23 protein-coding genes and 1 riboswitch are annotated in these 25,350 nt (G+C 71.1%); of the genes, 12 read left to right on the top strand and 11 right to left on the bottom strand.

Annotated elements, in window-relative coordinates; translation table 11 throughout:
• Nucleotides 1-12: 12 nt before the first annotated feature.
• From ACIBQX_RS03595 to ACIBQX_RS03610, 4 genes are all read right to left on the bottom strand, one after another.
• Entirely contained in the window at nucleotides 13-1,176 is a 1,164-nt protein-coding gene (locus ACIBQX_RS03595) for an acyl-CoA dehydrogenase family protein (protein ID WP_397000184.1), read from the bottom strand.
• Nucleotides 1,177-1,179: 3 nt separating this feature from the next.
• Nucleotides 1,180-1,698: a MaoC family dehydratase gene (locus ACIBQX_RS03600; protein ID WP_397000186.1), complete on the bottom strand. Its 519-nt coding sequence runs from the start codon at nucleotides 1,696-1,698 to the stop codon at nucleotides 1,180-1,182.
• A 40-nt stretch (nucleotides 1,699-1,738) separates the two neighbouring features.
• Nucleotides 1,739-2,374, bottom strand: a complete 636-nt coding sequence (locus tag ACIBQX_RS03605; protein ID WP_397000188.1) for an amino acid-binding protein — start codon at nucleotides 2,372-2,374, stop codon at nucleotides 1,739-1,741.
• Between the two features lie 269 nt (nucleotides 2,375-2,643).
• Entirely contained in the window at nucleotides 2,644-3,039 is a 396-nt protein-coding gene (locus tag ACIBQX_RS03610) for a VOC family protein (protein WP_397000190.1), read from the bottom strand.
• A 206-nt stretch (nucleotides 3,040-3,245) separates the two neighbouring features.
• Here ACIBQX_RS03610 and ACIBQX_RS03615 point away from each other — a divergent pair, with 206 nt between their 5' ends.
• Together ACIBQX_RS03615 and ACIBQX_RS03620 are read left to right on the top strand one after the other, a co-directional pair.
• Nucleotides 3,246-3,848, top strand: a complete 603-nt coding sequence (locus ACIBQX_RS03615; protein WP_397000192.1) for a hypothetical protein — start codon at nucleotides 3,246-3,248, stop codon at nucleotides 3,846-3,848.
• Nucleotides 3,849-3,917: 69 nt separating this feature from the next.
• Nucleotides 3,918-4,121, top strand: a complete 204-nt coding sequence (locus ACIBQX_RS03620) for a hypothetical protein (RefSeq protein WP_397000194.1) — start codon at nucleotides 3,918-3,920, stop codon at nucleotides 4,119-4,121.
• 19 nt (nucleotides 4,122-4,140) lie between these two features.
• On the opposite strand, the gene ACIBQX_RS03625 is transcribed toward ACIBQX_RS03620, so the two are convergent.
• Genes ACIBQX_RS03625 through ACIBQX_RS03645 form a run of 5 tightly spaced genes read right to left on the bottom strand, consistent with a single transcriptional unit; the run spans nucleotide 4,141 to nucleotide 10,911 of the window.
• Nucleotides 4,141-5,394 (bottom strand): hypothetical protein, encoded by a 1,254-nt coding sequence (locus ACIBQX_RS03625; RefSeq protein ID WP_397000196.1) that lies wholly within the window; start codon nucleotides 5,392-5,394, stop codon nucleotides 4,141-4,143.
• Between the two features lie 54 nt (nucleotides 5,395-5,448).
• Nucleotides 5,449-7,224, bottom strand: a complete 1,776-nt coding sequence (locus ACIBQX_RS03630; RefSeq protein WP_397000198.1) for a glycoside hydrolase family 13 protein — start codon at nucleotides 7,222-7,224, stop codon at nucleotides 5,449-5,451.
• Nucleotides 7,225-7,230: 6 nt separating this feature from the next.
• Nucleotides 7,231-8,070 (bottom strand): sugar ABC transporter permease, encoded by an 840-nt coding sequence (locus ACIBQX_RS03635; protein ID WP_397000200.1) that lies wholly within the window; start codon nucleotides 8,068-8,070, stop codon nucleotides 7,231-7,233.
• On the bottom strand, nucleotides 8,067-9,623 hold the full coding sequence (locus ACIBQX_RS03640; protein WP_397000202.1) for an ABC transporter permease subunit: 1,557 nt from the start codon (nucleotides 9,621-9,623) through the stop codon (nucleotides 8,067-8,069). The genes ACIBQX_RS03635 and ACIBQX_RS03640 overlap by 4 nt, the downstream gene beginning before the upstream one ends.
• Nucleotides 9,624-9,630: 7 nt before the next feature.
• Nucleotides 9,631-10,911 (bottom strand): extracellular solute-binding protein, encoded by a 1,281-nt coding sequence (locus ACIBQX_RS03645; RefSeq protein WP_397000204.1) that lies wholly within the window; start codon nucleotides 10,909-10,911, stop codon nucleotides 9,631-9,633.
• Between the two features lie 291 nt (nucleotides 10,912-11,202).
• Between ACIBQX_RS03645 and ACIBQX_RS03650 the strand changes: the two genes are divergently transcribed.
• The 5 genes from ACIBQX_RS03650 to ACIBQX_RS03670 all read left to right on the top strand — a co-directional run bounded on the left by ACIBQX_RS03650 (nucleotide 11,203) and on the right by ACIBQX_RS03670 (nucleotide 18,282).
• On the top strand, nucleotides 11,203-12,693 hold the full coding sequence (locus ACIBQX_RS03650; protein WP_397000206.1) for a glycoside hydrolase family 13 protein: 1,491 nt from the start codon (nucleotides 11,203-11,205) through the stop codon (nucleotides 12,691-12,693).
• A 72-nt stretch (nucleotides 12,694-12,765) separates the two neighbouring features.
• Nucleotides 12,766-13,818, top strand: coding sequence for a sensor histidine kinase (locus tag ACIBQX_RS03655; RefSeq protein ID WP_397000208.1), 1,053 nt, complete (start codon nucleotides 12,766-12,768; stop codon nucleotides 13,816-13,818).
• 123 nt (nucleotides 13,819-13,941) lie between these two features.
• Nucleotides 13,942-15,990 (top strand): N-acetylneuraminate synthase family protein, encoded by a 2,049-nt coding sequence (locus tag ACIBQX_RS03660; protein ID WP_397000210.1) that lies wholly within the window; start codon nucleotides 13,942-13,944, stop codon nucleotides 15,988-15,990.
• Nucleotides 15,991-16,060: 70 nt separating this feature from the next.
• Nucleotides 16,061-17,035: a glycosyltransferase family 2 protein gene (locus tag ACIBQX_RS03665; protein WP_397000212.1), complete on the top strand. Its 975-nt coding sequence runs from the start codon at nucleotides 16,061-16,063 to the stop codon at nucleotides 17,033-17,035.
• On the top strand, nucleotides 17,032-18,282 hold the full coding sequence (locus ACIBQX_RS03670) for a polysialyltransferase family glycosyltransferase (RefSeq protein ID WP_397000214.1): 1,251 nt from the start codon (nucleotides 17,032-17,034) through the stop codon (nucleotides 18,280-18,282). Before ACIBQX_RS03665 ends, ACIBQX_RS03670 begins: the two co-directional genes overlap by 4 nt.
• Nucleotides 18,283-18,334: 52 nt before the next feature.
• Here the strand turns inward: ACIBQX_RS03670 and ACIBQX_RS03675 are convergent, their stop codons facing one another.
• Together ACIBQX_RS03675 and ACIBQX_RS03680 are read right to left on the bottom strand one after the other, a co-directional pair.
• Nucleotides 18,335-19,489: a DUF6716 putative glycosyltransferase gene (locus tag ACIBQX_RS03675; RefSeq protein WP_397000216.1), complete on the bottom strand. Its 1,155-nt coding sequence runs from the start codon at nucleotides 19,487-19,489 to the stop codon at nucleotides 18,335-18,337.
• Complete coding sequence (locus tag ACIBQX_RS03680; RefSeq protein WP_397000218.1) at nucleotides 19,489-20,451, bottom strand: hypothetical protein; 963 nt, start codon at nucleotides 20,449-20,451, stop codon at nucleotides 19,489-19,491. Before ACIBQX_RS03680 ends, ACIBQX_RS03675 begins: the two co-directional genes overlap by 1 nt.
• 95 nt (nucleotides 20,452-20,546) lie before the next feature.
• Between ACIBQX_RS03680 and ACIBQX_RS03685 the strand changes: the two genes are divergently transcribed.
• The 5 genes from ACIBQX_RS03685 (at nucleotide 20,547) to ACIBQX_RS03705 (ending at nucleotide 25,247) form a co-directional block, all read left to right on the top strand.
• Complete coding sequence (locus ACIBQX_RS03685; RefSeq protein ID WP_397000220.1) at nucleotides 20,547-21,362, top strand: aldo/keto reductase; 816 nt, start codon at nucleotides 20,547-20,549, stop codon at nucleotides 21,360-21,362.
• A 45-nt stretch (nucleotides 21,363-21,407) separates the two neighbouring features.
• On the top strand, nucleotides 21,408-22,361 hold the full coding sequence (locus ACIBQX_RS03690) for a Gfo/Idh/MocA family protein (protein WP_397000222.1): 954 nt from the start codon (nucleotides 21,408-21,410) through the stop codon (nucleotides 22,359-22,361).
• 118 nt (nucleotides 22,362-22,479) lie between these two features.
• Nucleotides 22,480-22,618: riboswitch (cyclic di-AMP (ydaO/yuaA leader) on the top strand.
• Nucleotides 22,619-22,631: 13 nt separating this feature from the next.
• Nucleotides 22,632-23,306 carry a CHAP domain-containing protein gene (locus ACIBQX_RS03695; protein WP_397000224.1) on the top strand — a complete coding sequence of 225 codons (675 nt, stop codon included), beginning with the start codon at nucleotides 22,632-22,634 and terminating at the stop codon, nucleotides 23,304-23,306.
• 186 nt (nucleotides 23,307-23,492) lie between these two features.
• The gene (locus tag ACIBQX_RS03700) at nucleotides 23,493-23,921 is read left to right on the top strand and encodes a YciI family protein (protein WP_397001522.1); all 429 of its coding nucleotides are present in this window, start codon (nucleotides 23,493-23,495) and stop codon (nucleotides 23,919-23,921) included.
• A gap of 75 nt (nucleotides 23,922-23,996) precedes the next feature.
• The gene (locus ACIBQX_RS03705; RefSeq protein WP_397000226.1) at nucleotides 23,997-25,247 is read left to right on the top strand and encodes an RNA polymerase sigma factor; all 1,251 of its coding nucleotides are present in this window, start codon (nucleotides 23,997-23,999) and stop codon (nucleotides 25,245-25,247) included.
• Nucleotides 25,248-25,350: the final 103 nt, after the last annotated feature.

Consider the following 25,350-nt stretch of genomic DNA (forward strand, 5'->3'; position numbering starts at 1 on the left):
GACCGCACGGGATCACCAGCCCACTCTGCCCTTGCCGGAGATGAGGGCTCGGGCGATGACCAGGCGCTGCACGTCGTTGGTGCCCTCGCCGATCGCCATCAGCGGCGCGTCCCGGTAGAGCCGCTCGACGACGAACTCCTGCGAGTAGCCGTAGCCGCCGTGGATCCGCATGGCCTCCAGCGACGCCTTCAACGCCACCTCGGAGGCGAAGTACTTGGCCATGCCCGCCTCCATGTCGACCCGCTTGCCGCCGTCGGCCTGGGAGGCGGCCCAGTAGGTCAGCAGCCGGGCCGCCTGGATCTCGGTGGCGAGGTCGGCCAGCTTGAGCTGGATGGCCTGGAACTCGGCGATCGGCCGGCCGAACGCGATCCGCTCACGGGCATAGGCGAGCGCCGCGTCGTAGGCCGCCTGGGCGACGCCGACGGCGCGGGCGGCGATGTTGACGCGGCCGATCTCCAGCCCGCCGAGCACCTGCTGCATGCCCCGCCCCGCCACCCCGCCGAGCAGCGCGTCCACGGGCACCCGCACGCCGTCGAGCGTCACCTCGCACGTCTCGGTGCCCTTGTAGCCGAGCTTGGGCAGGTCACGGCTGACCCCGAACCCCTCGGCCGAGGGGTCGACGAGCAGCACCGACATGCCCTTGTGGGCGGGCTCGGTGATCGAGGTCTTGACCAGCACGGGCAGCGGGTCGGCGTGGCGGGCGTTGGTGATCCAGGTCTTGGTCCCGGTGACGACGTAGTGCCCGCCGTCGCGTACGGCGCGCGTCGTGATGCCCTGCAGGTCGGTGCCCGCGCCGGGCTCGGTGAGCGCGATCCCGGTACGGCGCGCGCCGGTGGCCAGGTCGGGCAGGTGGGCGCGCTTCTGCTCGTCGGTGCCGTGGCGGGCGATCATCCAGCAGGCCAGTGAGTGGGAGCCGATCGTGCCCGCCACCCCCATCCAGCCCCGGGCGATCTCCTCGAAGACCAGGGCGAAGGAGACCATGTCGGCCCCCAGTCCGCCGTACTCCTCCGGCACGCTGAGGCCGAACAGCCCCATCAGCTTCATCTTCTCGACGATCTCGGTCGGGTAGCGGCCGGAGTGCTCCCACTCGGTGGCGACGGGGACGATCTCCTTGTCCACAAAGGCGCGCAGGGTCTCGCGGAAGGCCCGCTGCTCGTCGTTCAGCTCGAAGTCCATCGCTCACGCCTCCAGGGGACCGGTCTTGGCCTGCGGGAAGTAGCCCTTGTCGTGCGGGGCGTCGCGCCGGTAGACCATCACGGTCCGCGTCCACGACATGAGCTCGTCGCCGTCCTGGTTGAGCCCGCGGGTGCGGCAGGTGACGATGCCCGCGTACGGGCGCGACTTCGACTCGCGCTTGGCCGTGACGACGGACTCGGCGTAGACCGTGTCGCCCACGAACACCGGGTGGGTGAGCTTGATGTCCTCCCAGCCGAGGTTCATCATGGCCGTCTGGCTCACGTCCGTCACCGACAGCCCGAGCACGATCGCGACCGTCAGCCCGGAGTTCACGATGATCCTGCCGACCGGGGCCCGCGCCGCGAAATGGGCGTTGAAGTGGTTCTGGTTGGTGTTCATCGTCAGCAGCGTGAACCACGTGTTGTCGGCCTCGCTGATGGTGCGGCCCAGGGGATGCTGATAGACGTCGCCGATCACGAAGTCCTCGTAGTAGCGGCCGATGCGGGCTTCGTGAACGGTCACGGGCGGCTCCTCGATGCGCTGCTCAGACCGCCCACGTTAATCAGCCGGAGTTTTGCGGGTCAATCACGGGCGTCCGGGCGCGGGCCGCCAGCGTCGAGACCACGTCCACGATCCGCACCGCGCGTTCGAGCTCGGCGCGGTGGAACACCGGCCCGTCGGCGCGCGCCACGAGCACGTGCAGCCCGTGCGTGACCATCGGCAGCAGCATCAGGCGCAGCTTCTCGGTGTCCAGGGTGGCGGCCCTGGGAGGCGGCTCGGGCAGGTCGATGTAGTCGGGGGCGGCCAGCGAGGCGTGCCGTACGGCGCCGTCGCAGTAGGCGACGGACCATTCGGCGCCGCACAGCATGGGCAGCGCGTCGACCAGCGTCGCCAGGCCGCGTGACGGCTCGGCGGCCACGTGCATGAGCAGGTCGTAGTCGGGGGCGGAGCCGGGCACCTCGCGCGTCGCCCACACGCCTTCGACCCGCACGCCGGGCACCGCCGAGAAGCGGTCGCGGACCTCGCTGGTGCTCGCCGCGCCGGGCCAGGAGACGGTGAAGTCGTCCACCGCCCGGCCGGCCTCGCGTTCGAGCACGGTCACCTGCAAGATGTCGGCTCCCAAGGTGCCGAGTACCTTCGCCACCCTGCCCAGTCCTCCGGGCTGGTCCGGCAGCGACACCCTCAGTCGCAGCAGCATTGCCGCCCCCTTTCCAGACGCTCTCACAGTGCCGTGGAAAGGTTTCCAGCATGTTCCACGGACATGTCACACATGCTGCGGTATTTCCCAGCATGAACGGACATATCCGGACTTGTCGACCAGTGCACGGCAAGCACTTATCCGCGGTATTCCCCCGACCATCTTCCCTTCCTCGACGCGCTCAAGCGAGCGAGATGCCGATCCGGGTCCGGCGGCCGCCACCGCCGGACCGTACCCGTGACCTCAGCCCCCGACCTCAGCCCCTGACCTCAGCCCCGCTCCTGCAGGACCCAGCCGTTCCCGTCCAAATCGTTGAAGAACACGAACGCGTTCCAGCGGCCGCCCCGCCCCTCGGCCAGGCCGCCGTCCTGGTCGTAGTGCTTGATCGTGCCGGCCTCGACGCCGCCCTCGGCGAGCCGCGCCCGCGCGGCGTCGAGGTCGTCCACCACGATCTGCACCCCCTGCAGCGAGCCCGGCGCCATGCCGATGGGCGCGCCGATCACGATTGAGCAGCCCGAGCCGGGCGGCGTCAGCTGCACGATCCGCGTCTCCTCGGTCGTCCGCGTGTCATGGTCCACCACGAATCCCACCTGTTCGCTGTAGAACGCCTTCGCCTTCTCCACGTCCGCCACCGGAACGGGTATCACCTCGATCTTCCAGTCCATCGATTCGTCTCCTTTCGCCGTGAAGGTTCCATCCGAGCGTCGTACGGTGAACCCGCGGATCGACAACCTCGGACAGAGTCATTTTCGGAAGATTTTTCGGTTCAAGCATGTCGTTGGCGCGATCCGCCGCTCGTCGCTGACAAATACGCAATCATTGATCCCGGCTACGGAGGGTGGCCGCGGGACGGACGTGCAGAGAGCGCGGTGTGGTGAGGCGCAGGAGAAGATGGCCAGGATGGCTGCATGTCGGTGTCCTGGAGCACCGGCTGACGCGCATGTGGGAGCCCGGCACCTTCCCGCCGCCCGAATCACTGCTGGCCATCATGACCCTGGCGGCCGTCCCCCGGGCGCTCGGCCTGCGCCTGGCCGACCACCTCAGCGGGGGCCTCGTCGTCGGCCCCGGCGCCGTCCCCGACCTGCCGGACTTCGAGAAGCTCCGGGCCATCCCGCTTCCCCAGCAGCAGGGCACCTGGGAGCGTAGCGCCGGCGTCTACGACCCGGCCCTGCGCCGCATCGCCATCGGCAGCGTCCCGTCACCCTCCGTGAGCGTCTGCGGCCACGAGCTCGGCCACGCCATCGACGACTGCGACGGGCGTCCCTCCGCCGACAAGTGGTGGGTCGTGCTGCACGCGCTGCGCCGCCCCCACCTCGCTCCCCCTTACCGGGAGGACGTCTCGGAGCTGTTCGCGGAGAGTTTCGCGTGCGTGCTCATCCGGCGCCCCAGCCGTCTCATCCGCCTGCTCGGCGACGACGAGCACACCGCGCACCAGGTCTACCACTGGATGTCCGAACGGTATGGGATCGGCTGACCACGACCCGCGCCCGGCGCCGGCGGCTATGCTGGCTGCCTCACGGGACACCAGGAGGAGGGACGCCCCATGACCGTGCTCATGCTCCCGGGCGGCACCCTGCGTGTCCCCACCACCGCCGTCCTGGACGACGGCACCCGCGTCCACGGCACCCGCGACGTCTCCCCCGACACCCCGGACTACGACCGCTGGCTGCCCTACGCCGATCCCGAGGAGCCGGCCTGGCGCACCGAGCTCGACGAGGCCATCCTCTCCCGCTGGCAGTCCGAGTAGCACCCGCCGGGAGGCGGGGTCAGCCCTGGTAGGCGCCCGCGTGCGGCGCCGAGGGCAGCGGCTTGCCGTTGATGTCCTTGGCGAAGGCCGCCCCGCCGAACCAGGCGGGCGTCAGCCGGACCGCGCGCTCCCGCGCCGGGGAGCCGGGCCGCAGCCGCAGGTCGCCGCGGGAGACGAAGCGCGGGTCGGCCATGACGGAGCGGGAGCCCAGCCTGAACTTGGCGGTGCGCGCCCGGTAGACGTTGCCCGCCTCGTCGGCTCCCTTGCCGTCTTCGTAGCCGGCCTCGCCGCCCACGGCGATGACGTTGTTGCGGACCTTGAGGATGGACGGGGAGCAGCCGTCGTGGCAGGACCAGCCGATCGTCTTCCTGGCCGGCATGTAGACGGAGTTGTGCACGACGACGGTGCCCTTGACCGGGCCGACGATGTGCCCGGAGCCGCGGGTGACGAGGAAGGAGCCGCTCTTGAGCGAGGAGGTGACGACGTTGAAGGCGAACAGGTTGCCGGTGGCGGTGTCGCCCTTCTTGGCGCCGAGCTCGCTGAAGGTGTTGTTGTTGTGCGAGGTGTTGCGCAGGACCCGGTTGCGGTTGCCGCTGAAGATCTCGATGGCGGCGCCGTCGATGCCGTAGTCGTGGCTCTTGGCGTGGCTGCCGGAGATGGTGTTGTCGGCGACGAGGTTGTCGTCGCCGTTGAGGAGGATGCCGAAGGCGCCGGAGTCGTCGTCGCCGCCCTTGTCGTTGACGCTCATCCGGTTGTTGTCGATGAGCTCGCTGTCCTTGACGGTGTTGCGGGAGCCGGTGTGGGTGATGGACACGCCGGTGACGTTGTGGTCGGCCAGCACGTCGGACAGCACGTTGCCGTCACCGCTGATCTCGAAGCCGGCCCACTGGCAGTTGGTGGCGCGAAGCCCGCTGACGTGCCAGTGGTCGCCGCTGACGACGACGCAGGCCGAGGTCCGGCCGGTGATCTTGGCAGGCTTGCCGGTGCCGTAGGCCCGCACGACGATGGGCTTGGCCGCGGTGCCGTCGGCCGACAGGGTGAGCGGGCCGGTGAAGCTGCTGCCGCGCTTGACGCTGACGATGTCGCCCGGCTTGAGGTCCGCCGCGTTGACCGCCTCCAGGGACTTCCACGGCGTGGTGGCGCTGGTGCCCGCGGCCGCGTCGTCGCCCGTCTTGGAGTCGACGTAGTAGGTGGTGCCGGCGTGCGCGACGCCCCCGAGCGGCACGGCGGCGGGCAGGAGCGAGACCATGACGGCCACGGACAGCAACCTCATCGAGCACACCACTATCTTGTTCAAAAGTGAATGGGTTGTGCCACCGTAGCGTGATCAGCCGCCGGGACGCCACACGAGCAACGCCGGTCCCGCGCCTGCCAGCACGTCCCTGTCACAAGAGTTATAAACCGTCTCCATCCGCCCCTCGAACCGCAGCGGTGAGCCGGGCCCCCGGCGCGCGCACACCAGCAGCGTGTCCTGTTCGCATTCGCGGGCGAAGACCAGGCAGTCGGCGTCGGCGTGCAGCCAGCGCAGGCCGCCGTGGCGCAGCGCGGGCTCGGCGCGGCGCAGGCCGAGCAGGTCGCGATAGCCCGCCAGGGTGGCGAGGTCCTGGTCGGCGGGGCGGTTCCAGGGCATCGGGGTGCGCGAGTGCTCACCGTTCACGCCGGTCAGGCCGTACTCGCTGCCGGCGAACACCATCGGCGTGCCCGGCAGGGTGGCCTGCAGGCCGAGCGCGATCAGGTGGCGCTCGCGGGAGCCGGTGACGGTGCGGACGCGTGAGGTGTCGTGGGAGTCGAGCAGCTGCCAGGAGTGGACGTACGAGCGCCAGGACATGTGCGAGGCGAAGGAGCGGAACGTCGCCAGGGTGTCGCGGCCGTCGTGGCGCGGCACGCCGCCGGGGACGCCGAGGAAGTGGTCCAGGTCCAGGTCGTCGCCGCGCAGCCAGGCCCACACGGGGCGGGTGAAGCCGCCGTAGTTCATGGTGCCGTGCCAGCCGTCGCGGTCGAGGTCGGGTGAGGCGTCGTGGCTGTGCTCGGCGATGAGGGCGGCGGTGGCCGGCAGCGCCCGCCTCAGCAGGGCGGCGGCCTCGTGGGTGTGGTCGGCGGCGGCGCGGCGGCCGGTCATGTTGGCGACGTCCACGCGCCAGCCGTCGAACGGCGGCACCCACCGGGTCAGCGCCTCGCGCATGCGGGTCCGTACGAGCTCGCTGCCCCAGTCGAGCTTGGGCAGCGACTTGACGCCCCACCAGGCCTCGTAGTCGCCGGTGACGGGGTCGATGTGGTACATCACGCGCTCGGGCGCGTGCGCGTCGGACATCGCGGCGGTGAACCAGGGGTGCGCGTCGCCGGTGTGGTTGGTGACGATGTCGCCGATCAGCCGCATGCCGCGCGCGTGCAGGGCGCCGGCGAGCCGGTGCAGCGCCTGGTCGCCGCCGAGCAGGGGGTCGATCCGGTCGAAGGCGGCGGCGTCGTAGCGGTGGTTGGAGCGGGCGGGGAAGACCGGGGTCAGGTAGACGGTGTCGGCGCCGAGGCTCCGGACGTGGTCCAGGTGGGGGACGATGCCGTCGAGGTCGCCGCCGTAGAGCTGCCGGGAGGTGCCGGGGCCGCTGGGGATGACCGGGTCGTGGTCCCACCGGCTGGGCAGCGCCCAGGAGGGTGGCTCGCGCTCGGCGCCCGACCTGCCGAAGCGGTCGGGGAAGATCTGGTAGACGATCGAGTCACGCATCCACGCCGGCGGCGGGTCGTGGCACACGAGCCGGAAGTCGCTCGCGTCGGTCAGGTCGTGCGTCACCGGCCCGGCCGCGGTGAGCCACTGCCGGCCGCGGGGCGTCGACAGCAGGAAGCGGTAGCGGGTGACGGGGTTGGCGGCGACGATCTCGGCCTGCCACCAGACGTCGGTGCGCCCGTACCCGCCGGAGCTGACGCCGGTGGCGACGGCCGCGCGCGCGTAACGCGGCTCGCCATCCTGTACGACGCGGACGAGCACGCCGGTGACCCCGGCGGCCCGCGGCGCCCGCACCCGGACGGTCACCGTGTCGCCGAGCCGGGGCGTCTGCGATGAGACGTACAGGGCCGAGCCGTCGTGGTGTGGATCGTCCAGGAAGCGCATGGAAACCTATCCTTTGACGGCTCCGGCGGTGAGCCCGGAGACGATGTACTTCTGCAGCCAGAGGAAGACGCCGACGGTCGGGATCGCGGTGAGCAGCGTGCCGGCGGCGAACATGCCGAAGTTGGCGTTGCGCTGGTCCCCCGCGATCATCCCGTACATGCCCACCGCGAGCGTCTTGCTCTCCGGGTCGCGCAGGAAGACGCTCGCCATGAGGAACTCGCTCATGATCCCGATGAAGGCGAGCAGGGAGGTGACCGCCAGGATCGGCGTGACCAGCGGCATGATGATCCGCCAGAAGATCTGCGCGTGCGTGGCGCCGTCGACGGTGGCGGCCTCGTCGAGCTCCTTCGGCACGGTGTCGAGGAAGCCCTTCATCAGCCAGGTGTTCACGCCCAGCGCGCCGCCGAGGTAGAGCAGCATGAGCCCCCAGACGGTGTCGAAGCCGAAGGCGGGGTAGAGCTCGGTCACCCTGGTGAAGATCATGAAGATGGTCACGATGGCGAGGAACTGCGGGAACATCTGGATCAGCAGCAGCGCCAGCAGCCCGGCCCGCCGCCCGGCGAAGCGCATCCGGCTGAAGGCGTAGGCGGCGCACATCGACAGCAGCAGGCTCGCGAACGACGACAGCAGCGCGATGAGCACCGAGTTGGCGAACCATCTGCCGAAGGGGTACACGTCGGAGGAGAACAGGTCGCCGAAGTTGGCCAGGCTCGCCCCCGTGGGCAGCAGTTCGGTGGAGGCGAGGGTGCCGAGCGGGTTGATCGCCGCGGAGATCACGAACAGCACGGGGAACACCGCGAACGCGCACACGACCAGCACGAACACGTGTCTCAGGGCGAGCTTCACGCGTACACCTCCTCCTGCTTGCGCGTCCGTCTGAAGGCCACGGCCGAGATGACGGCCACGATGGCGAAGATGAACACCGAGATCGCGGCGGCGAACCCGAACTGCGCCCCGCCCGTGCCGAAGGCCAGCCTGAACGTGTAGGTGATCAGCAGGTCGGTGGCTCCGACCTGCGGGTTCTCGGCCGGGAACGGCCCGCCGTCGCTGGTGAGCGCGATGGCGTTGAAGTTGTTGAAGTTGAACGCGAACGACGAGATGAGCAGCGGCGTCAGCGCCACCAGCAGCAGCGGCAGCGTCACCCGGCGAAAGCCCTGCCAGGGGGTGGCGCCGTCGAGGGAGGCGGCCTCGGTCAGCTCGCGCGGGATCGCCTGCAGCGCGCCGGTGGTGACGAGGAACATGTACGGGAAGCCGAGCCAGAGGTTGACCAGGATCACCGCGAGCCTGGCGGTGGCCGGTTGGCCCATCCAGTCCACGTCCAGCCCGAGGAGCTGGTTGATGAGGCCGAAGTCGCGGTTGAACAGGTCGCGCCAGACCAGCAGCATCGCGAACGAGGGCATGGCGTAGGGCAGGATGAGCGCGATCCGGTAGACCGTGGTGCCGCGCATCCGGGGGTGGTGCAGGGCGAGCGCCACGGCCATGCCGAGGACGAAGGTGCCGGCGACGGAGGCCAGCGCGAACGCCGTGTTCCACCCGAACACGCCCAGGAAGTAGCCGGAGATGGTGGGGTCGGCCAGCACCCGGGTGAAGTTGTCGAACCCGACGTTGACCTGCCACCCCTGGGCCAGGTGCGCGCCCGCGGCGTTGACGAAGTAGCCCTGGCGGTCGTCGGCCGTCCAGGTGTCCCCGTCGCCGCGCACGCAGTCGCAGCCGGCGTCGTAGACGAGCGCGGCCTTGCCCTCGACGGCGCGGCTCAGCCCGTTGGCCTTGATCGCCCCGTCGGGGGTGGGCACGGACAGGGCGGAGATCTCCGGCCCGCGGGCGGCCGCCTGGGGGGTGGTGAGCACGGTGACGCCGGGGGCTCGCAGCACCTTGCCGGTCACCCCGACCTGCGCGCCGGGCAGCGGCGACAGGCCGTCGGCGGTGCCGAGCCGGACCTGCCCGGTGTCCGGGTCGGCGAGCAGGAACACCAGTTCCCGCCCGCGCAGGGCGACGGTGAGGTCGTACTCGGGCGAGCCGGGCGCCTGCCGTACCGAGCCGGTCTCGATGGCGGTGACGGCGGCCTGTTTGTCCCCCCGGTGACCGTCGCCGAAGTTGGTGAAGGCGGTGCTCACCGTGTAGAGCACGGGGAAGATCTGGAAGGCGATGAGAAAGACGGTGCCGGGGACGAGGTACTTGGCCGGGACGTGCCGGGGGGTCAGGTAGAGGTAGCCGATGACGGCGGTGGCGGCGGCGAGCACGCCGAGTCCTGCCCAGGACTCGGCGGCGAGCAGCGGCGGCGCCGCGTAGAGCGGGATCGCGGCCGCCACGGCGAGGACCACGATCCTGCTCACCACGAAGGCGGTGGTGATGGTGCGGCGCGGCCCGCTTCTCACGGTCTCGCGCGCGTCCGGAGCCATTCCCGGGTCAGTTCTTGAGCGCGCCGTCGATGGCCTTCTGCGCGGCCGCGGCGGCCTTGGCGGCGTCGCCGCCCTTGACGACCGCCGCCTCCGCGATGCCGAACGGCTGCCAGACGGCCTGCATCTCGGGGATGGCGGGCATCGGCACGCCGTCCTTGCCGGCGTCCATGAACTTGCCGGCGTCGGCGTCGGTCGCCTTGACCTCTTCCAGCGCCTCGGTCAGCGCCGGGGGCCGGGGGTCGGCGTCGTACAGCGCCTTCGCCACGTCCTTGTCGGTCACGTAGTTGGTGACGAACTCCTGGGCGAGGGCCTTGCTCTTGCCCTTGGCGGCGACGAAGAACGTCTGCACGCCGACGAACGGGGTGGCGGGCTCGCCGCCCTCGAAGGACGGGACGGGCGTGATGTCGTAGCCGAAGCCGCCCTTCTTCACGTCGGTCATCGCCCAAGGGCCGGAGATGAGGTACGCGCACTTCTTCGCGGCGAAGTTGACGATGTAGTTCTCGTTGGTGATCGACGTCTTGAGGGCGCCGTCGCCCTTCTCGCCGAGGGCTCTCAGCTTCTCGAACGCCTTGACCGAGCCGGGCGAGTCGAGCTTGACCTGCTTGGGGTCGGGGTCGCCGGAGGGGGTGGCGCCGAACAGCGACCCGCCGCCGGCGGCGAAGATCGGGTAGGCGTGGAAGGCGTCGCCCTTCTGGGTGACGGGCAGGCAGAGCACCTCCTTGACCTTGCCGTCGGCCTTGAGCTTCTTACCCTGCTCGACCAGGTCCTCGATGGTCTGGGGGGCGTCGGGGGCGAGGTCGGTGTTGCGGATCAGGGCGATGTTCTCCACCGCGTAGGGGGCGCCGTAGGTCTGGCCGTCGAAGGTGACGGCCTTCATGGCGATCTCGGGGAAGGCGGCCTTCTGCGCCTCGGTGAGGTTGACGGGGTCGATGGCGCCGTTCTGCACCAGGTTGCCGATCCAGTCGTGCGCGCCGATCATGACGTCCGGGCCGCTGCCCTGCTGGGAGGCGGTGATGAAGGTCTGCTGGTTGTCCTTGCTGATCTCCTTCACCTCGACGGTCACGCCGTTCTCGGTGCCGAACTGCTCGGCGAAGGGCTGGAGTGCCTTCACCCGGTTGGGGTCGGCCCAGATGACGAGCGCGCCGCTGCCCTGGCCGGTGGCGGGGGCGGAGCCGCTGGGCGCCGCCGAGGGGGCCGCCGAGGGGGCCGCCGGGTCGGAGCCACCGCAGGCCGTGGCGGATAAAGCCAGAATCACCAGAGCGGCCGTACTCAGAGCGCGCGTACGCATGAGACCTCCTGAGGTCACGGAGGGAGCGGCGACGCCGCACGACGCCACCGCCAAAAGGACCCAAGCTGACCGCTTTCGCGGCTTATGTGTCCGGGACGTTAGCGACTCTTTGCAAGAATTGGAAGAAGTTGCAAACGGGAGTTACCGGATCCTCACCACGGGGGACGACAGAACCACGCGAATGGCAGCGTCAGAGGGTTCTGCAACTTGCCGCAAATTACGCTTGACCCGTTGCGGCCGGCACGCGATCCTGCATCAGGACATCTCGGACATTATGGGAGAAGGAGCACCATGCTCGACAACGACGACTGGTGGCGGGACGCCGTCGTGTACCAGGTCTACCCGCGCAGTTTCGCCGACGCGAACGGCGACGGCGTAGGGGATCTGGCCGGGGTGCGCGGCAAGCTCGGCTACCTGCGCCGGCTCGGCGTGGACGCCATCTGGCTGAGCCCCTTCTACACCTCGCCGATGGCCGACGGCGGCTACGACGTGGCCGACTACCGCGACGTCGATCCCGTCTTCGGCGTGCTCGCCGACTTCGACGCGCTGGTCGCGGACGCGCACGCGCTGGGCATCAGGGTGATCGTGGACCTGGTGCCGAACCACTCCTCCGACCGGCACCCCTGGTTCCAGGCCGGGCTGCGCGACCGTTACATCTTCCGCGACCGGCCCAACGACTGGGAGTCGATCTTCGGCGGATCGGCGTGGACCCAGGTCGCGGACGGGCAGTGGTACCTCCACCTGTTCGCGCCCGAGCAGCCGGACCTCAACTGGGAGAACCCGGAGGTCCGGGCCGAGTTCCGGGACATCCTGCGGTTCTGGCTGGACCGCGGCGTCGACGGGTTCCGGATCGACGTGGCGCACGGCATGATCAAGGCGGCCGGGCTGCCGGACGTGGGACCGAAGGAGGGTCGCCAGGCCGAGATGCTCGGCGACGAGCAGGTGCCGTACTTCGACCAGGACGGCGTGCACGACATCTACCGCGAGTGGCGGCCGATCCTCGACTCCTACCCGGGCGGGCGGATGGCGGTCGCCGAGGCATGGGTGTCCTCGGCCGAGCGGCTGGCCCGCTACGTCGGCCCGGACGAGCTGCACCAGGCGTTCTCGTTCGAGTTCATGATGGCCGACTTCCACGCCAAGTCCTTCCGTACGGTCATCGACAAGGCGCTGGCCGAGGCCGAACTGGTAGGGGCGCCCACCACCTGGGTGCTGTCCAACCACGACAAACCCCGCCACGTCACCCGGTACGGCAGCCTGGCCCGTGCCCGGGCGGCCACGCTGCTCATGCTGGCCCTGCCCGGCTCCGCCTACCTTTACAACGGCGAGGAGCTCGGCCTGCCCGACGTGCTCGACCTGCCCGACGAGCTGCGGCAGGACCCGGCGTTCCGGCGCAGCGGGGAGAGCCGTGACGGCTGCCGGGTGCCGCTGCCGTGGACCGGCTCGCCCGGATGCGGCTGGCAGGACCCGTGGCTGCCGATCCCCGGCTCCTGGCGGCAGCTGTCGGCCGAGGCGCAGGAGGACGACCCCGGCTCCACGCTGAGCCTCTACCGGGCCGCGCTCGACCTCCGCAGGCGGCACCCCGCGCTCGGCGGCGGCACGCTGACCTGGCTGGACTCCCCCAAGGACGTGCTGGCCATCGAGCGCTCCCCCGGCCTGGTCGTGGTGGTCAACACCGGCGAGGAGCCGGTGCGGCCCGAGTTCGGCGGGCGGGTGCTGCTGTCGAGCGCCCCCCTGGCCGACGGGGCGATCCCGCCCGACACGACGGTCTGGCTGCAGCGATGATCAACGACAGCATGGACCAAACTTTCCCTTCCCACGGCATTCGGCGGTGACACCGGTTAGTAATCTCGGGGCGTGTCACGCCTGTGGGCCCGCTCTCCGCGCGGACGCGTCACCCTCATCACCTCGGCAGCCGCCGCCCTGGTGCCGGCTCCCGTGGCGGCGAAGATCCTGGCGGCCGGCGACGCCGGGCGGCGCCTGAGCCGGGTCGTGGCCCGCGCCGGTCGCCGCACGCCGTCCGCGCTGTCCGCGCGAACCAGAGAGGTGATCGTGTCGGCCCAGCTCACAGCCCTTGTCGCGGTGGCCGGCGGGGCGGCCTGGGTCGCCACCGGCCGGGCCCTTCGCCCGGTGGCGACCATGCGCGGCGAACTCGACGACGCCAACGCCAGCGACCTGAGCCGCCGGGTGACGCAGCCGCCGGGCGACGGCGAGGTGGCGCGGCTCGCCCGGTCGGTCAACGGCACCCTGGCCAGGATGGAGCGCGCGGCGCTGCAGCAGCGGCAGTTCGCCTCGGACGCCTCGCACGAGCTGCGCACCCCCGTCGCCGGGCTGCGCGCCCAGCTGGAGAGCGCGCAGCTCTACCCGGACGACACCGACCTGCAGGCCCTGGTGCGCGGCGCCCTGCGCGACACCGACCGGCTGGAGGCCATCATCGACGACCTGCTGCTGCTGGCCAAGATCGGCTCGCGGGCCGGCATGGAGCGGGTGGACCTGGCCGAGCTGGTCCGCCAGGAGCTGGCCGCGCGCACGGACCAGCTCCCCGTCCAGGTGAAGCTGTCGCCGGACGTGGCCGTCCAGGGGGTCAGGATGCAGCTCGCCAGGGTGCTGACGAACCTGCTGGACAACGCCCAGCGCTACGGGGACAGCGAGGTGCGGGTGATCGTGACCCGGGAGGGCGACCAGGCGGTGCTGGCCGTGGAGAACGACGGCTCGTACATCCCGGTGGAGGACCGGGAGCGCATCTTCGAGCGCTTCGCCCGCCTGGACGCCGCCCGCAGCCGGGACGCCGGCGGCACCGGGCTGGGCCTGGCCATCGCCCGCGACGTCGCGATCGCGCACCGAGGGCAGATCTGCGTGGAGGACTGCCCGGGGCACGCCCGCTTCGTGCTGCGGCTCCCGGCCGTGTGAACCCGTCACACCCCGTCCAGAGTCGCTCTACCCGATCCCCCCGGAAAGTTAATGACGGGGACGCTGCCAGTTCAACCGGTCCCTCTAGCTTCTGGGTGCAACCCGGAGCACTGAGGAGACACGTTGCGAGTCCTGGCCGTAGTTCCCGCCCGCGGAGGTTCGGCGGGCGTACCCCTGAAGAACCTCGCCCCGGTGGGCGGTGTGCCGCTGGTGGCCCGCGCGGTGCGCGCCTGCCTGCGCGCCGAGCTGGTGGACGAGGTCGTGGTCAGCACCGACCACGCGGGCATCGCCGACGCCGCCGCACAGGCGGGGGCACGGATCGTGGACCGGCCCGCGGAGCTGAGCGGCGCGACCGCGTCCAGCGAGTCCGCGGTGCTGCACGCCCTCGACTCGCTCGACTCGCCCGGCGAGGAGCCCGAGGTCGTCGTGCTGGTGCAGTGCACGAGCGCGTTCATCGACCCTGAGGACCTGTCCGCGGCCGTGCGCAAGGTGCTGGACGGGGAGGCCGACGCGGTCTTCTCCGGCATGCCGACGCACGAGTTCCTGTGGACGACGACCGGCGAGGGGATCAACCACGACCCGTCGCGGCGCCCGCGCAGGCAGGACCTCGAGGCGCAGTTCCGGGAGACGGGCGCGTTCTACGTCATGCGCACCGCGGGGCTGCGCGAGAACGGCCACCGCTTCTTCGGCGAGATCTCCGTGCAGACGGTGCCGTCCCGGCACGCCGTCGAGGTGGACACCCCCGAGGACCTGGAGATCGTCCGGGCGCTCGCGCCGTTCGTGGACGCGCCCGAGCCGATCGACGTCGACGCCGTCATCACCGACTTCGACGGCGTGCACACCGACGACCGCGCCTACGTCGACTCCGACGGCCGCGAGATGGTGCTGGTCAGCCGCTCCGACGGGATGGGCGTGTCGCTGCTGCGGCGGGCCGGGGTGAAGGTGCTGGTCATGTCGACCGAGCACAACCCGGTGGTGGCCGCGCGGGCGCGCAAGCTGGGCGTGCCCGTGCTGCAGGGTCTGGCGGACAAGCGGACCGTGCTGCGCGACTGGCTGACCATCGAGGGGCTGGACCCGGCCCGCGTCGCCTACGTCGGCAACGACGTCAACGACCTGGGCCCGATGGCCGAGGTCGGCTGGCCGGTCGCGGTGCCGGACGCGCACCCGCGGGTGCGGGCCGCCGCCAGGATCGTGCTGTCCAAGGCGGGCGGCGAGGGCGCGGTGCGCGAGCTGTGCGACCGGGTCGTGGCGGCCCGGCCGGTGCCCGAGGAGGCGGCGCCGGAGGCCACCAGGCCCCGGTTCGGCCCGGTGCGGATCGGCGACGTCCCGGTGGGCGACGGCGAGCCGGTGTACATGATCGGCGAGATCGGCATCAACCACAACGGCGACCTGGACCTGGCGCGCCGGCTCATCGACGTGGCCGCCGACGCGGGCTGCCAGGCGGTCAAGTTCCAGAAGCGCACCCCGTCGATCTGCGTACCGGTCGAGCAGCGTGACCAGATCAGGCAGACGCCGTGGGGCGAGATGACCTACCTGGAGTACAAGGAGCGCACCGAGTTCGGCCACGACGAGTACCGGCAGATCTCCAAGTACTGCGACGAGCGGGGCCTGCACTGGTTCGCCTCGCCGTGGGACGTGCCGTCGGTGGAGTTCCTGGAGGAGATGGACGTACCGGTGCACAAGGTCGCCTCGGCCAGCGTCTCGGACCACGAGCTGCTGCGCGCCCTGGCCGCCACCGGCAAGCCGATCATCCTGTCGACCGGCATGTCGACGCTGTCGGAGATCGACGCGGCCGTGAAGATCCTCGGCACCGACAATCTGATCATGATGCACGCCACCTCCACCTACCCCCTGCCGCCGGAGGAGGCCAACCTGCGCACGATCACCACGCTCAAGGAGCGCTACGGCGTGCCGGTCGGCTACTCCGGGCACGAGCGCGGCCTGCAGATCTCCCTGGCCGCGGTCACGCTGGGCGCGGTCTGCGTGGAGCGGCACATCACGCTCGACCGCACCATGTGGGGCTCGGACCACGCGGCCTCCCTGGAGCCCGCCGGGCTGGAGCACCTGGTGCGCGACATCCGCATCATCGAGCAGGCCATGGGCGACGGCGTCAAGCGCGTCTTCCCGGGCGAGGAGGCGCCGAAGGCCCGCCTGCGGCGCGTGACCGTCTGACCATCCGACCTGTCCGATCTGTCCGACCGACCCTCCGGCCTTTGCGGGCGCGTCCCGCGTGGAGACCATATTGATCACTCTCTCGGTCGTCGTGCCGGTGCGCGACGGTGAGCGGTACATCGCGGACGCGCTCGCCTCGCTCTGCCGTAACGCCCGGCACGACTTCGAGTTCATCGTGGTGGACGACGGGTCGGTGGACGCCACCGGCGACATCGCCGACGACTTCCGCGCCGGCCTGCCCGGCCTGGAGGTGCTCCGCAACCCGGTGCCCCTGGGGCTGGCGGACGCCCGCAACGCGGGGCTGTCGGCGGCGTCCGGCCGGTACGTCACGTTCATGGACGGCGATGACTGGCTCGCCCCCGGCTATCTGGCCCGGCTCGTCGAGGCTGTCGACGGGCTCGGCTGCGACTTCGTACGCACCGACCACGTACAGGTGGAGGGCCGTAAGCGGGTCGTGCACCGGGCCCCGCTGGCGCGGCGGGGCTCGGTGCACGACCCCCGGGAGGCGATCCTGCCCGCCGGGGTGCGGACCATGGTGGACTACCCGTACGCGTGGGCGGGGGTCTACCGCCGCTCGCTGGGCGACCTGCTGCACTTTCCCGGCTCGCTGCACACGGCGGAGGACCGGCCGTGGATCTGGCGGCTGCACACGCAGGCGGCGTCGTTCGCGGCGGTGTCGCTGGCCGGGGTGTTCTACCGGCGGCAGGTCTCCGGCTCGCTGACGCAGGTGGGCGACGAGCGGCAGCTGCACTTCTTCGACGCCTTCGAGCTGGTGTTCAAGGACCTGGAGGAGAAGTTCCTGCCCAAGGCGGTGCGGAACTTCTGCGCGCTGCTGGCCCACCATCTGGAGCTGGCCGACCGGTTCACGCCGGAGCTGCGGGCCCGGTTCGAGGAGCGCGGCGCCCAGCTGGCAGGGGCGCTGCCGCCCGCGATGGTGGCCGAGGCGGTGTCGGGGATGTCCGCCGAACGCGAGGCGGTGCTGCGGGCGCTGCTGCCCGGCCTGCCCGCCGATTCCCGCAAGCGCCGTGTCCAGGAGGACCTATGACGACCGTCTTCTACGCCTCGACCCTGTTCGGCGCCATGTCGCTGGCCGCGGCCATCGACGACGGCCGTTTCGGCGCGGGCCGCAAGGTGCTGCTGGTGTCGAACAACGCGGCGATCCCCGAGGTGGCGACGCCGCTGGACGCCGCTCCCGGCTTCGCGGTGCTGCGCTCCCGCTTCGACGAGGTGCACTCCTGGAACGACCTGATCTACCCGCTGCACCCGTCGGACTGGCGGGCCAGGGTGATCGAGGTGCCGATGCTGGAGCGCCTCGTCAACGCCCGGCTCGGCCTCGGCACGGTGGACGAGCTGGTGCTGGAGTCGATCGCGGTCGCGCCGGCCCGCACGATCGCGGGCCTGGTGCGCGACTGCCCCATCACGGTCTACTCCGACGGGCTGATGAGCTACGGCCCCACCCGCGACCCGCTGCCGGCCGAGATCTTCCGGCGCATCACCCGCCTGCTGCACCTCGACCTGGTCCCCGGCCTGACGCCGCTGCTGCTCACCGAGTACGACGTCCCCGCCGCGACGATCCCCGAGGTGGCCTTCCTGGCGGTGGTGGCCGAGGTCGCCGCGACGGCCCCGGACATGCTCGCCGCCGAGGCGATGATCCTCGGCCAGTATCTGTCGGCGCTGGAGATCGTCACCCCGCAGGAGGAGGCGGACCTGCACGAGGCGATGCTGCGCGGCCTGGCGGCCCGCGGCCACAAGAGCGTCGTGTTCAAGCCGCACCCGGCGGCGGGCCGCAGGCACACCCAGCTTCTGCGCGCCGCCGCCGCACCGCTGGGCGTGCGGCTGCTGGTGGCCGGAGAGAGCGTGCCGGCCGAGGTCTGCTTCGCCGCGCTCCGCCCCGAGCTGGTGGTCGGCTGCTTCTCCACCGCCCTGGTCACGGCCGGCCGCTACTTCGGCCTCCAGGTGGCCACGCACGGCACGGAGCTGATCCTGGAACGCCTGACGCCGTACGAGAACAGCAACAGGATCCCGGTCACCATCGCCGACGCCCTGCTCCCCCGCTTGGGGGCCGACGGCGCCATCGACCGGCCGGCGGAGACGGACATCCAGGCGCTGGTGAGCGCGGTCGGCTACTGCATGCAGGCGGACGCCTACCCCGGCCTGCGCCCGGACTCGATCGACTTCGATCCGCGCTACTTCAAGCGCAGGCGCCTGGAGGCCCTGGAGCTGCTGGCGCCGCCGGAGCCGAAGCCGAAGGCCATGAGCCGCTTTCGCAAGCGGCTCAGGTCGGCCCTGTGACGTCACGTTCTCAACTGCGCGCCTTCGCCTTCAGGATCTTCGGGCAGCGTTGTCAGGTGCGCACCTTCAGGTAGCGGCGGACCCGCCGGCCGGCGCGCAGCATGGTCGGCGGGATCTCCACCCGCAGGCGGGCGCGGCGGCGGGCGGTGGCGTGCTCGGCCCCGTCGAGCAGCGACCTGGCGGGCATCCGGGGCCGGGAGATCACCAGCCCGGCCAGCAGCCCCGCCCAGTCGTCGCGCCCGCTGGGGTGGAAGTAGTTAGCGGCGCACCACGCCGGCTCCGCCTTGCGGAAGTCGCCCTCGGCCAGCTCCTCCAGCGTGCCGAGCAGCCCGCTGCCCTCGAACACCACGTTGATCATCTGGGCGCTGACGCCGAAGTCGCTGAGCACCAGCAGCGGCACGTCCTGGGCGATGGCCTCCAGCGCCGCCGTGGAGCTGACGGTGACGAACCCGGCCGCGCGCGAGAGCTGGTCTTGCATCGAGCCCGCCTCGAACCGCAGCCTGCCCGGCTCGCCCAGCTCGCGCCAGAGCCGCTGGTAGTGGTGGCGCTCACGGTGGGTCTGCTGCTCGTCCTCCAGGGCGCGCAGTTTCACCACGACGTCCAGGTCCGGCCGGCGCTCGGCCAGCTCGGCCAGGGAGCGCAGGATGCGCTCGCGGTCGCCGCGAGCGCGCGGCACCTTGGCCTGGGTGGCGAACACCACCCGGTTCCCGCCGGCTCGCGCGGCTTCCGGGCGCAGGAACGGCAGCCGGGCCAGCCCGACCGCCCCTCCCCCGCCCAGCCGGGAGGCGATGGCGGCGAACTCGGTCACCTCACGCTCGCTGTGCACCACGAACAGGTCGCAGCCGCTGCGGAACAGCCACGCCTTCTCGGTGGCGGGCACCGAGATGCCGGGCAGCCCGGTGACGAACACCGGGCGGGGCCGCAGCCCCTGCAGCACCTCGGCCACCAGCACGTCCACGACCGGCCCGGTACAGGCCACCAGGATCACGTCGGGACCGGACCGTTCGGCCAGGCGGCGCACCGCCCGCGCCGACAGCACCGGCGGCGGAGGACGCTCGCCGACGGCGGCGGCGATCTGCGCCGGCGACGGGGCGATCGGGGTGCGCACCACCACGAGCTCGGTCTCGCAGCCCGCCGGCAGGTCGCCGAGCAGGCAGGCCGCCCATTTCAGATACGAGTCGGAGTCGGCGACCGCCAGCACTCTCACTACCCCGTCACTCCTGTCACTTGTGTCACTTGCGTGAGATGCGAGCGCAGCGCGGGAGCCGCCCTGCTGGTCCACCATTCGTCGGGCACGTCGACCGGCTCCACCGTGACGCCGCGCGGGCCGAGCAGCACCCGCAGCGAGGAGATCGCGGTGGAGGGCAGGCTGACCACCCGCTGGCCGGCGTCGAGGCCGCGCAGGGTCAGCTCGGCGGGCACACCGGGCTCGTGCACGGTGATGCCGGGACGCTCCCGGATCAGCGCCAGGTCCACCGGGTCCTCCCGGCGGTGCGGATAGTAGGCGAGCGGCTCCTGCTCGGCCAGGTCCATCAGCCAGCGCAGGTAGCGGTCACGGCGTACCAGGCCGTTCTTGACCAGGGAGGTGCCGAGGACGACGGTCCGCTCGGCGGGTCCCGGCTCGGCGAGCGGCTGCTCGCGCAGCCAGCCGAAGTCGTGCCGGACGAGCTCGACGCCCGCCCGCTCGACGGCGCGCGCCAGGTCGTCGGAGACGGGCAGCGCGGTGAACACCGTGACGCGCCCGAGGCGCAGCCGGGCGGCCGCGGCCAGCCCCAGCGCCGCACGGAGCGCTCCCGGCTCGGCTCGCGCGCGCAGCAGCGGCCGGTACGGTCCCGCCGCCAGCAGCTCCAGCAGCCGGATCGTGGCCAGCCCGTCGTCCACGACCACGATGCGGCCGGGAACGGAGGTGAGCCAGCGCAGCTGCACCTTGCCGGAGAAGGCGTCGCCGACGGCCCGCAGGCGGTGCGGCATGCGCTCGCGCGGCTCGGCCAGCTCAAGGCCCTCGGGCAGGGTGAGGTGGCGCAGCTCCCGCCGGGTCGCCTTCAGCGCCCGCAGCTTGGCGCGCGGCACGACCGCGGTGGCCGGCCCCAGCACCCCCGCATGGTGGGCCTCGATGGCGCACAGCATCTGGAGCGGGGACTCCACCCAGGCCGACGCCTGTTTGACCACTTGTTCTCCCAGCCCTGTGAAAGCCCGTTCAGGACCGCTTCAAGCTAGCCCGGCCTGCTTAAGCCGTCAGAAACGGGACGTGAACAATGGAGGGTATGAACTCGCTACGGCTTTATCGAGACGGCGTAGAAATCCCGCAACTCGGCTTCGGCGTCTGGCAGGTGCCCGACGACGAGGCCGAGCGGGCGGTGACGACCGCACTGGAGATCGGCTACCGTCATATCGACACCGCCACGCTCTACCGGAACGAAGAGGGCGTCGGGCGCGCGGTCCGCTCCTCCGGGATCCCGCGCGAGAAGATGTTCATCACCACCAAGCTGTGGAACTCCGACCACGACCGGGTGCCGCAGGCCTTCGACGAGAGCCTGGCCAGGCTCGGCATGGACTACGTCGACCTCTACCTCATCCACTGGCCGGCGCCGAAGCAGGACAGGTACGTGCAGGCCTGGCGTGAGGTGGAGAAGATCTACCGGGACGGCCGGGCCAAGGCGATCGGGGTGTCCAACTTCACCGTCGGGACCCTCACCCGGCTCATGGACGAGACCGACGTCATCCCCTGCATCAACCAGATCGAGCTGCATCCGTACTTCCAGCAGAAGCAGATGCGCGAGTTCCACGACACGAACGGCATCCTCACCGAGGCGTGGAGCCCGCTCGGCCAGGGCAAGGGCCTGCTGGAGGAGCCCGCGCTCGCGGTGCTGTCGGAGAAGCACTGCCGCACACCCGCCCAGATCGTGCTGCGCTGGCACATCCAGCTGGGCAACGTGGTCATCCCCAAGTCCGTCACCCCCTCGCGGATCAAGGAGAACTTCACGGTGTTCGACTTCACCCTCGACCATGAGGACATGGCGGCCATCGGGGCGCTGAACTGTGGCAGGCGGCTCGGCGCCGACCCCGACCAGCTCGGCTGAACCCCCCAGATACCGCATGAGCCTGTAAATCAGTACGCTTCCGGCGTGAAACTACTGAATTGGGGCATTGCGGCAACCGGTGGCATCGCGCGGACCGTGGGCGCGGTGATCGCCGCCGAACCGGGGATGCGGGTGGCCGCCGTCGGCTCCCGCGACCTCGGCCGGGCCAAGGAGATGGCCGCGACGCTGGGCGCGGAGTCGGCCTACGGCTCCTACGCCGAGCTGTGCGCCGATCCCGGGGTCGACGCCGTCTACGTGGCCACCCCGCACGCCCAGCACCTGGAGGTGGCCGAGGCCGCGATCGCGGCGGGCAAGGCGGTGCTGTGCGAGAAGCCGCTGGCCGCCACCATGGCCGACGCCGAGCGGATGGTACGGCTGGCGCGCGAGGCCGGGGTCTTCCTCATGGAGGCCATGTGGATGCGCTTCAACCCGCTCATCCAGCTGCTGGCGGCCGACACCCGGTTCGGGGAGATCCGCTCGGTGCAGGCCTCCTTCGGGTTCGCGCTGCCCTACGATCCCGCGCACCGGCTGTGGGCGCCGGAGCTCGGCGGGGGCGCGCTGCTGGACCTGGGCATCTACCCGCTCGGGCTGGCCCAGCTCTTCCTCGGCATGCCGTCGAGCCTGACCATGTCGGGCTCACTGGCGCCCTCGGGGGTGGACGCGGAGGCCGGCGGAACGCTGGTCTACCCGGACGGCAGGCGGGCCCTGGTGGACTGCTCCCTGCTCGCCTCCTATCCCAACTCCGCCAGCGTGGTGGGCACCGGGATGCGCGCCGACATCGAGACCCCGTTCTGGGCGCCGCGGCGGGTCGTGCTCAACGGGCCGTCGATGGAGCCGGAGGTGCACGAGCTCGATCCCGCCGACAACGGCTACGCCGGGGAGATCCGTGAGGTCAGGGACGCCTTGACCGAAGGGCGGACCGAGAGCGCGATCATGCCTCTTGACGAAAGCCTTGCCATGATGGGGCTCCTGGCCGACGCTCGCCGGCAAATCTCCTAGCTGGGGGTTTATGGACTTGTAATCCTCTTGCCGTTTGTATTACCTTGTGGGGCATTCGCGGCATACGTCCGGTTTGTCCGTTCGTTGCCGAACCATCGCACTACACGTTCACAGGACCGTCCTGTGACCGCTGAATCCGCCTCAGGGCGGAACCGGGGACCCAGTCCTTTGGGGTGAATCGGCGCCATCGCGCGTCGTAGGGCAGCTTCCACGCCCGAACCCGTCAGCTAACCCGGTAAGCGGCATGGAAGCAAGGAGTAAACCCCCTCGATGGCGAAGCACAGTCTTGCTCGTGCCCTGAAGACCGAACACCTCCGCGCAGCACTCGGCGCGGCCATCATCGCCACCGCCCTCGGCACCGCCACGGTCCCGGCGTACGCCAACCCGGGATCCACCGCCCAGGAGACCCAGCAGACCCGGCAGAACAGGCCGGACGACGCCAACAAGATCAACGTGACCGCCTCGCAGGTCCTGGAGCTCGCCAGGCAGCAGGTCGGCACCTCGGAGAACGCCCGGGGCGGCGGCACCAAGTTCCAGCAGTGGTACGCCCAGTCGCCCCGCGCCATGGAGACCGTCAGGCGTGACGGAGGCAACCCCTCCGCCTACCTGAACGCCGCCTGGTGCGCGATGTTCGTCTCCTGGGTCGGCGAGCAGACCGGCGCCCGTCCCCAGGTCGGCTGGGACGCCTACACCGTGACGCACGCCAAGTGGTTCAGCGACAACGGCCGCTGGGGCACGGTCCCCAAGCCCGGCGCCGTCGTCTTCTTCGCCTGGAACGGCAGCAAGAGCATCAACGCCATCCAGCATGTCGGCTTCGTCGTCAAGGACAACCGGGACGGCACGATCTCCACGATCGAGGGCAACACCGGCAACGGCGCCGTCGAGGAGCGAGTCCGTCCGAAGTCCCAGGTCGTCGGTTACGGCTACCCGGAGTATGCCGCCTGATGGCGAGCACCTGACCCCGCCGGGGTTCACCCGCCATGGGAGCGCGCATCCTCGCCGAGGGTGCGCGCTCCCGGCTTTTCCGACAAGATCCCCGTACACGTGTCGATCCGCCCGCCGCCGGTTCGACGCGTCGACGAGGAGGCTCACAGAGGGCCGTCCGGAGGAGGAGATCCCGCCGTGAAGTTCATGATCGTGGGCAAGGCCAACGAGGAGACCGAGGCCGGCGTGCTGCCCAGCCCGGAGCTCGTCGCCGACATGCACGCCTACAACGAGTCCCTGGTGAAGGCCGGCGTGCTGCTGGCGGGCGAAGGGCTTTACGCCAGCTCGCACGGCGCGCAGATCGCCTACAGCGACGGCAAGGCCCGGGTGATCGACGGCCCGTTCGCCGAGGCCAAGGAGCTCATCGCCGGGTTCTGGCTGATCCAGGTCAAGTCCCGGGAGGAGGCGATCGAGTGGGCGCTGCGCGTCCCCGTGCCGCCGGGGCATGACGGCATCGGGCTCGACGTCTGGCGGGTCTACGACCCGGCGGATACGCCCGACCCGTCCCTGAGCCCGGAGGAGGCGCGGCACGAGGCGGCGCTGCACGAGCGGCTCAAGGACGACCGGTCGTCCTGATCCGTCCTGATCCGTCCTGATCTGTGCGCGCCCGCGCGACTTGCGCCGGGTGCTCCGGGCTGTTGTCATAGGCCGATGACCGCTTCTCAGACCCATCAGGCGATCGAGGCGGTGTGGCGGATCGAGGCCGCCAGGCTCATCGCCGGGCTGACCCGGCTGGTGCGCGACATCGGGCTCGCGGAGGAGCTGGCGCAGGACGCGCTGGTCGCGGCGCTGGAGCAGTGGCCGGAGTCCGGGGTGCCGAAGAACCCGGGCGCCTGGCTCATGACCGTGTCCAAACGGCGGGCCATCGACATGATCCGCCGCGCGGAGCGGTTCGAGCGCAAGCTGATCGAGATCGGCCGCGCGGAGCTGGCGGAGCTCGCCGACGAGGACCACCTGCCCGAGGCCGGCGAGATCGAGGACGACCTGCTGCGGCTGGTGTTCACCGCGTGCCATCCGGTGCTGTCCACCGAGGCCAGGGTGGCGCTCACGCTCCGGGTGCTCGGCGGGCTGTCCACCGAGGAGATCGCCCGTGCGTTCCTGGTGCCGGAGCCGACGCTCGCGCAGCGCATCGTGCGGGCCAAGCGGACGCTGGCCGCCCAGCGGGTGCCGTTCGAGGTGCCGCAGGGCGACGAGCTCGGCAGCCGGCTCTCGTCGGTGCTGGAGGTCATCTACCTGATCTTCAACGAGGGCTACGCCGCGACGGCCGGCGACGACTGGATGCGGCCCGGCCTCTGCGCGGACGCGCTGCGGCTCGGCCGGGTGCTGGCCGGCCTGATGCCGAAGGAGCCCGAGGTGCACGGGCTGGTGGCGCTGATGGAGATCCAGGCCTCGCGCTCGGCCGCGCGGGTGGGCCCGGCCGGCGAGCCGGTGCTGCTGCTGGAGCAGGACCGGGCCCGCTGGGACCGGCTGCTCATCGGGCGCGGCCTCACCGCGCTCGGACGGGCCGAGGAGCTCGGCGGCGAGCTGGGCCCGTACGCGCTGCAGGCCGCCATCGCCGCCTGCCACGCGCGGGCGCTCACCGCCGAGGAGACCGACTGGGCACGCATCGCGGCGCTGTACGAGTCGCTGGCGAGGATTTCGCGCTCGCCGGTGGTCGAGCTCAATCGCGCGGTGGCGCTGAGCATGGCCTACGGGCCCGCCGCCGGGCTGGCGCTGGTGGAGCAGATCGTGGACGATCCGGCGCTGAAGGGCTATCACCTGCTGCCGAGCGTACGAGGTGATCTGCTGGCCAAGGTGGGGCGCCTGGCGGAGGCCCGCGCCGAGTTCGAGCGGGCGGCCGGCCTGACCCGCAACGAGCGCGAGCGTGAGCTGCTGAAGGAGCGCGCCGCCGGCTGCGGCTGAGTGCCGCCGTTTTCGCCCCCGCGAGAGCCTGACTGACCCACCGTGGTGCACAATCGGTGCGGTTGAGATGGGAGCGCTCCCAAGGGACCTTATGAGGCCTATA

Source organism: Nonomuraea sp. NPDC049714 (genome assembly GCF_044465295.1).
In the GTDB taxonomy this organism is placed as follows: domain Bacteria; phylum Actinomycetota; class Actinomycetes; order Streptosporangiales; family Streptosporangiaceae; genus Nonomuraea.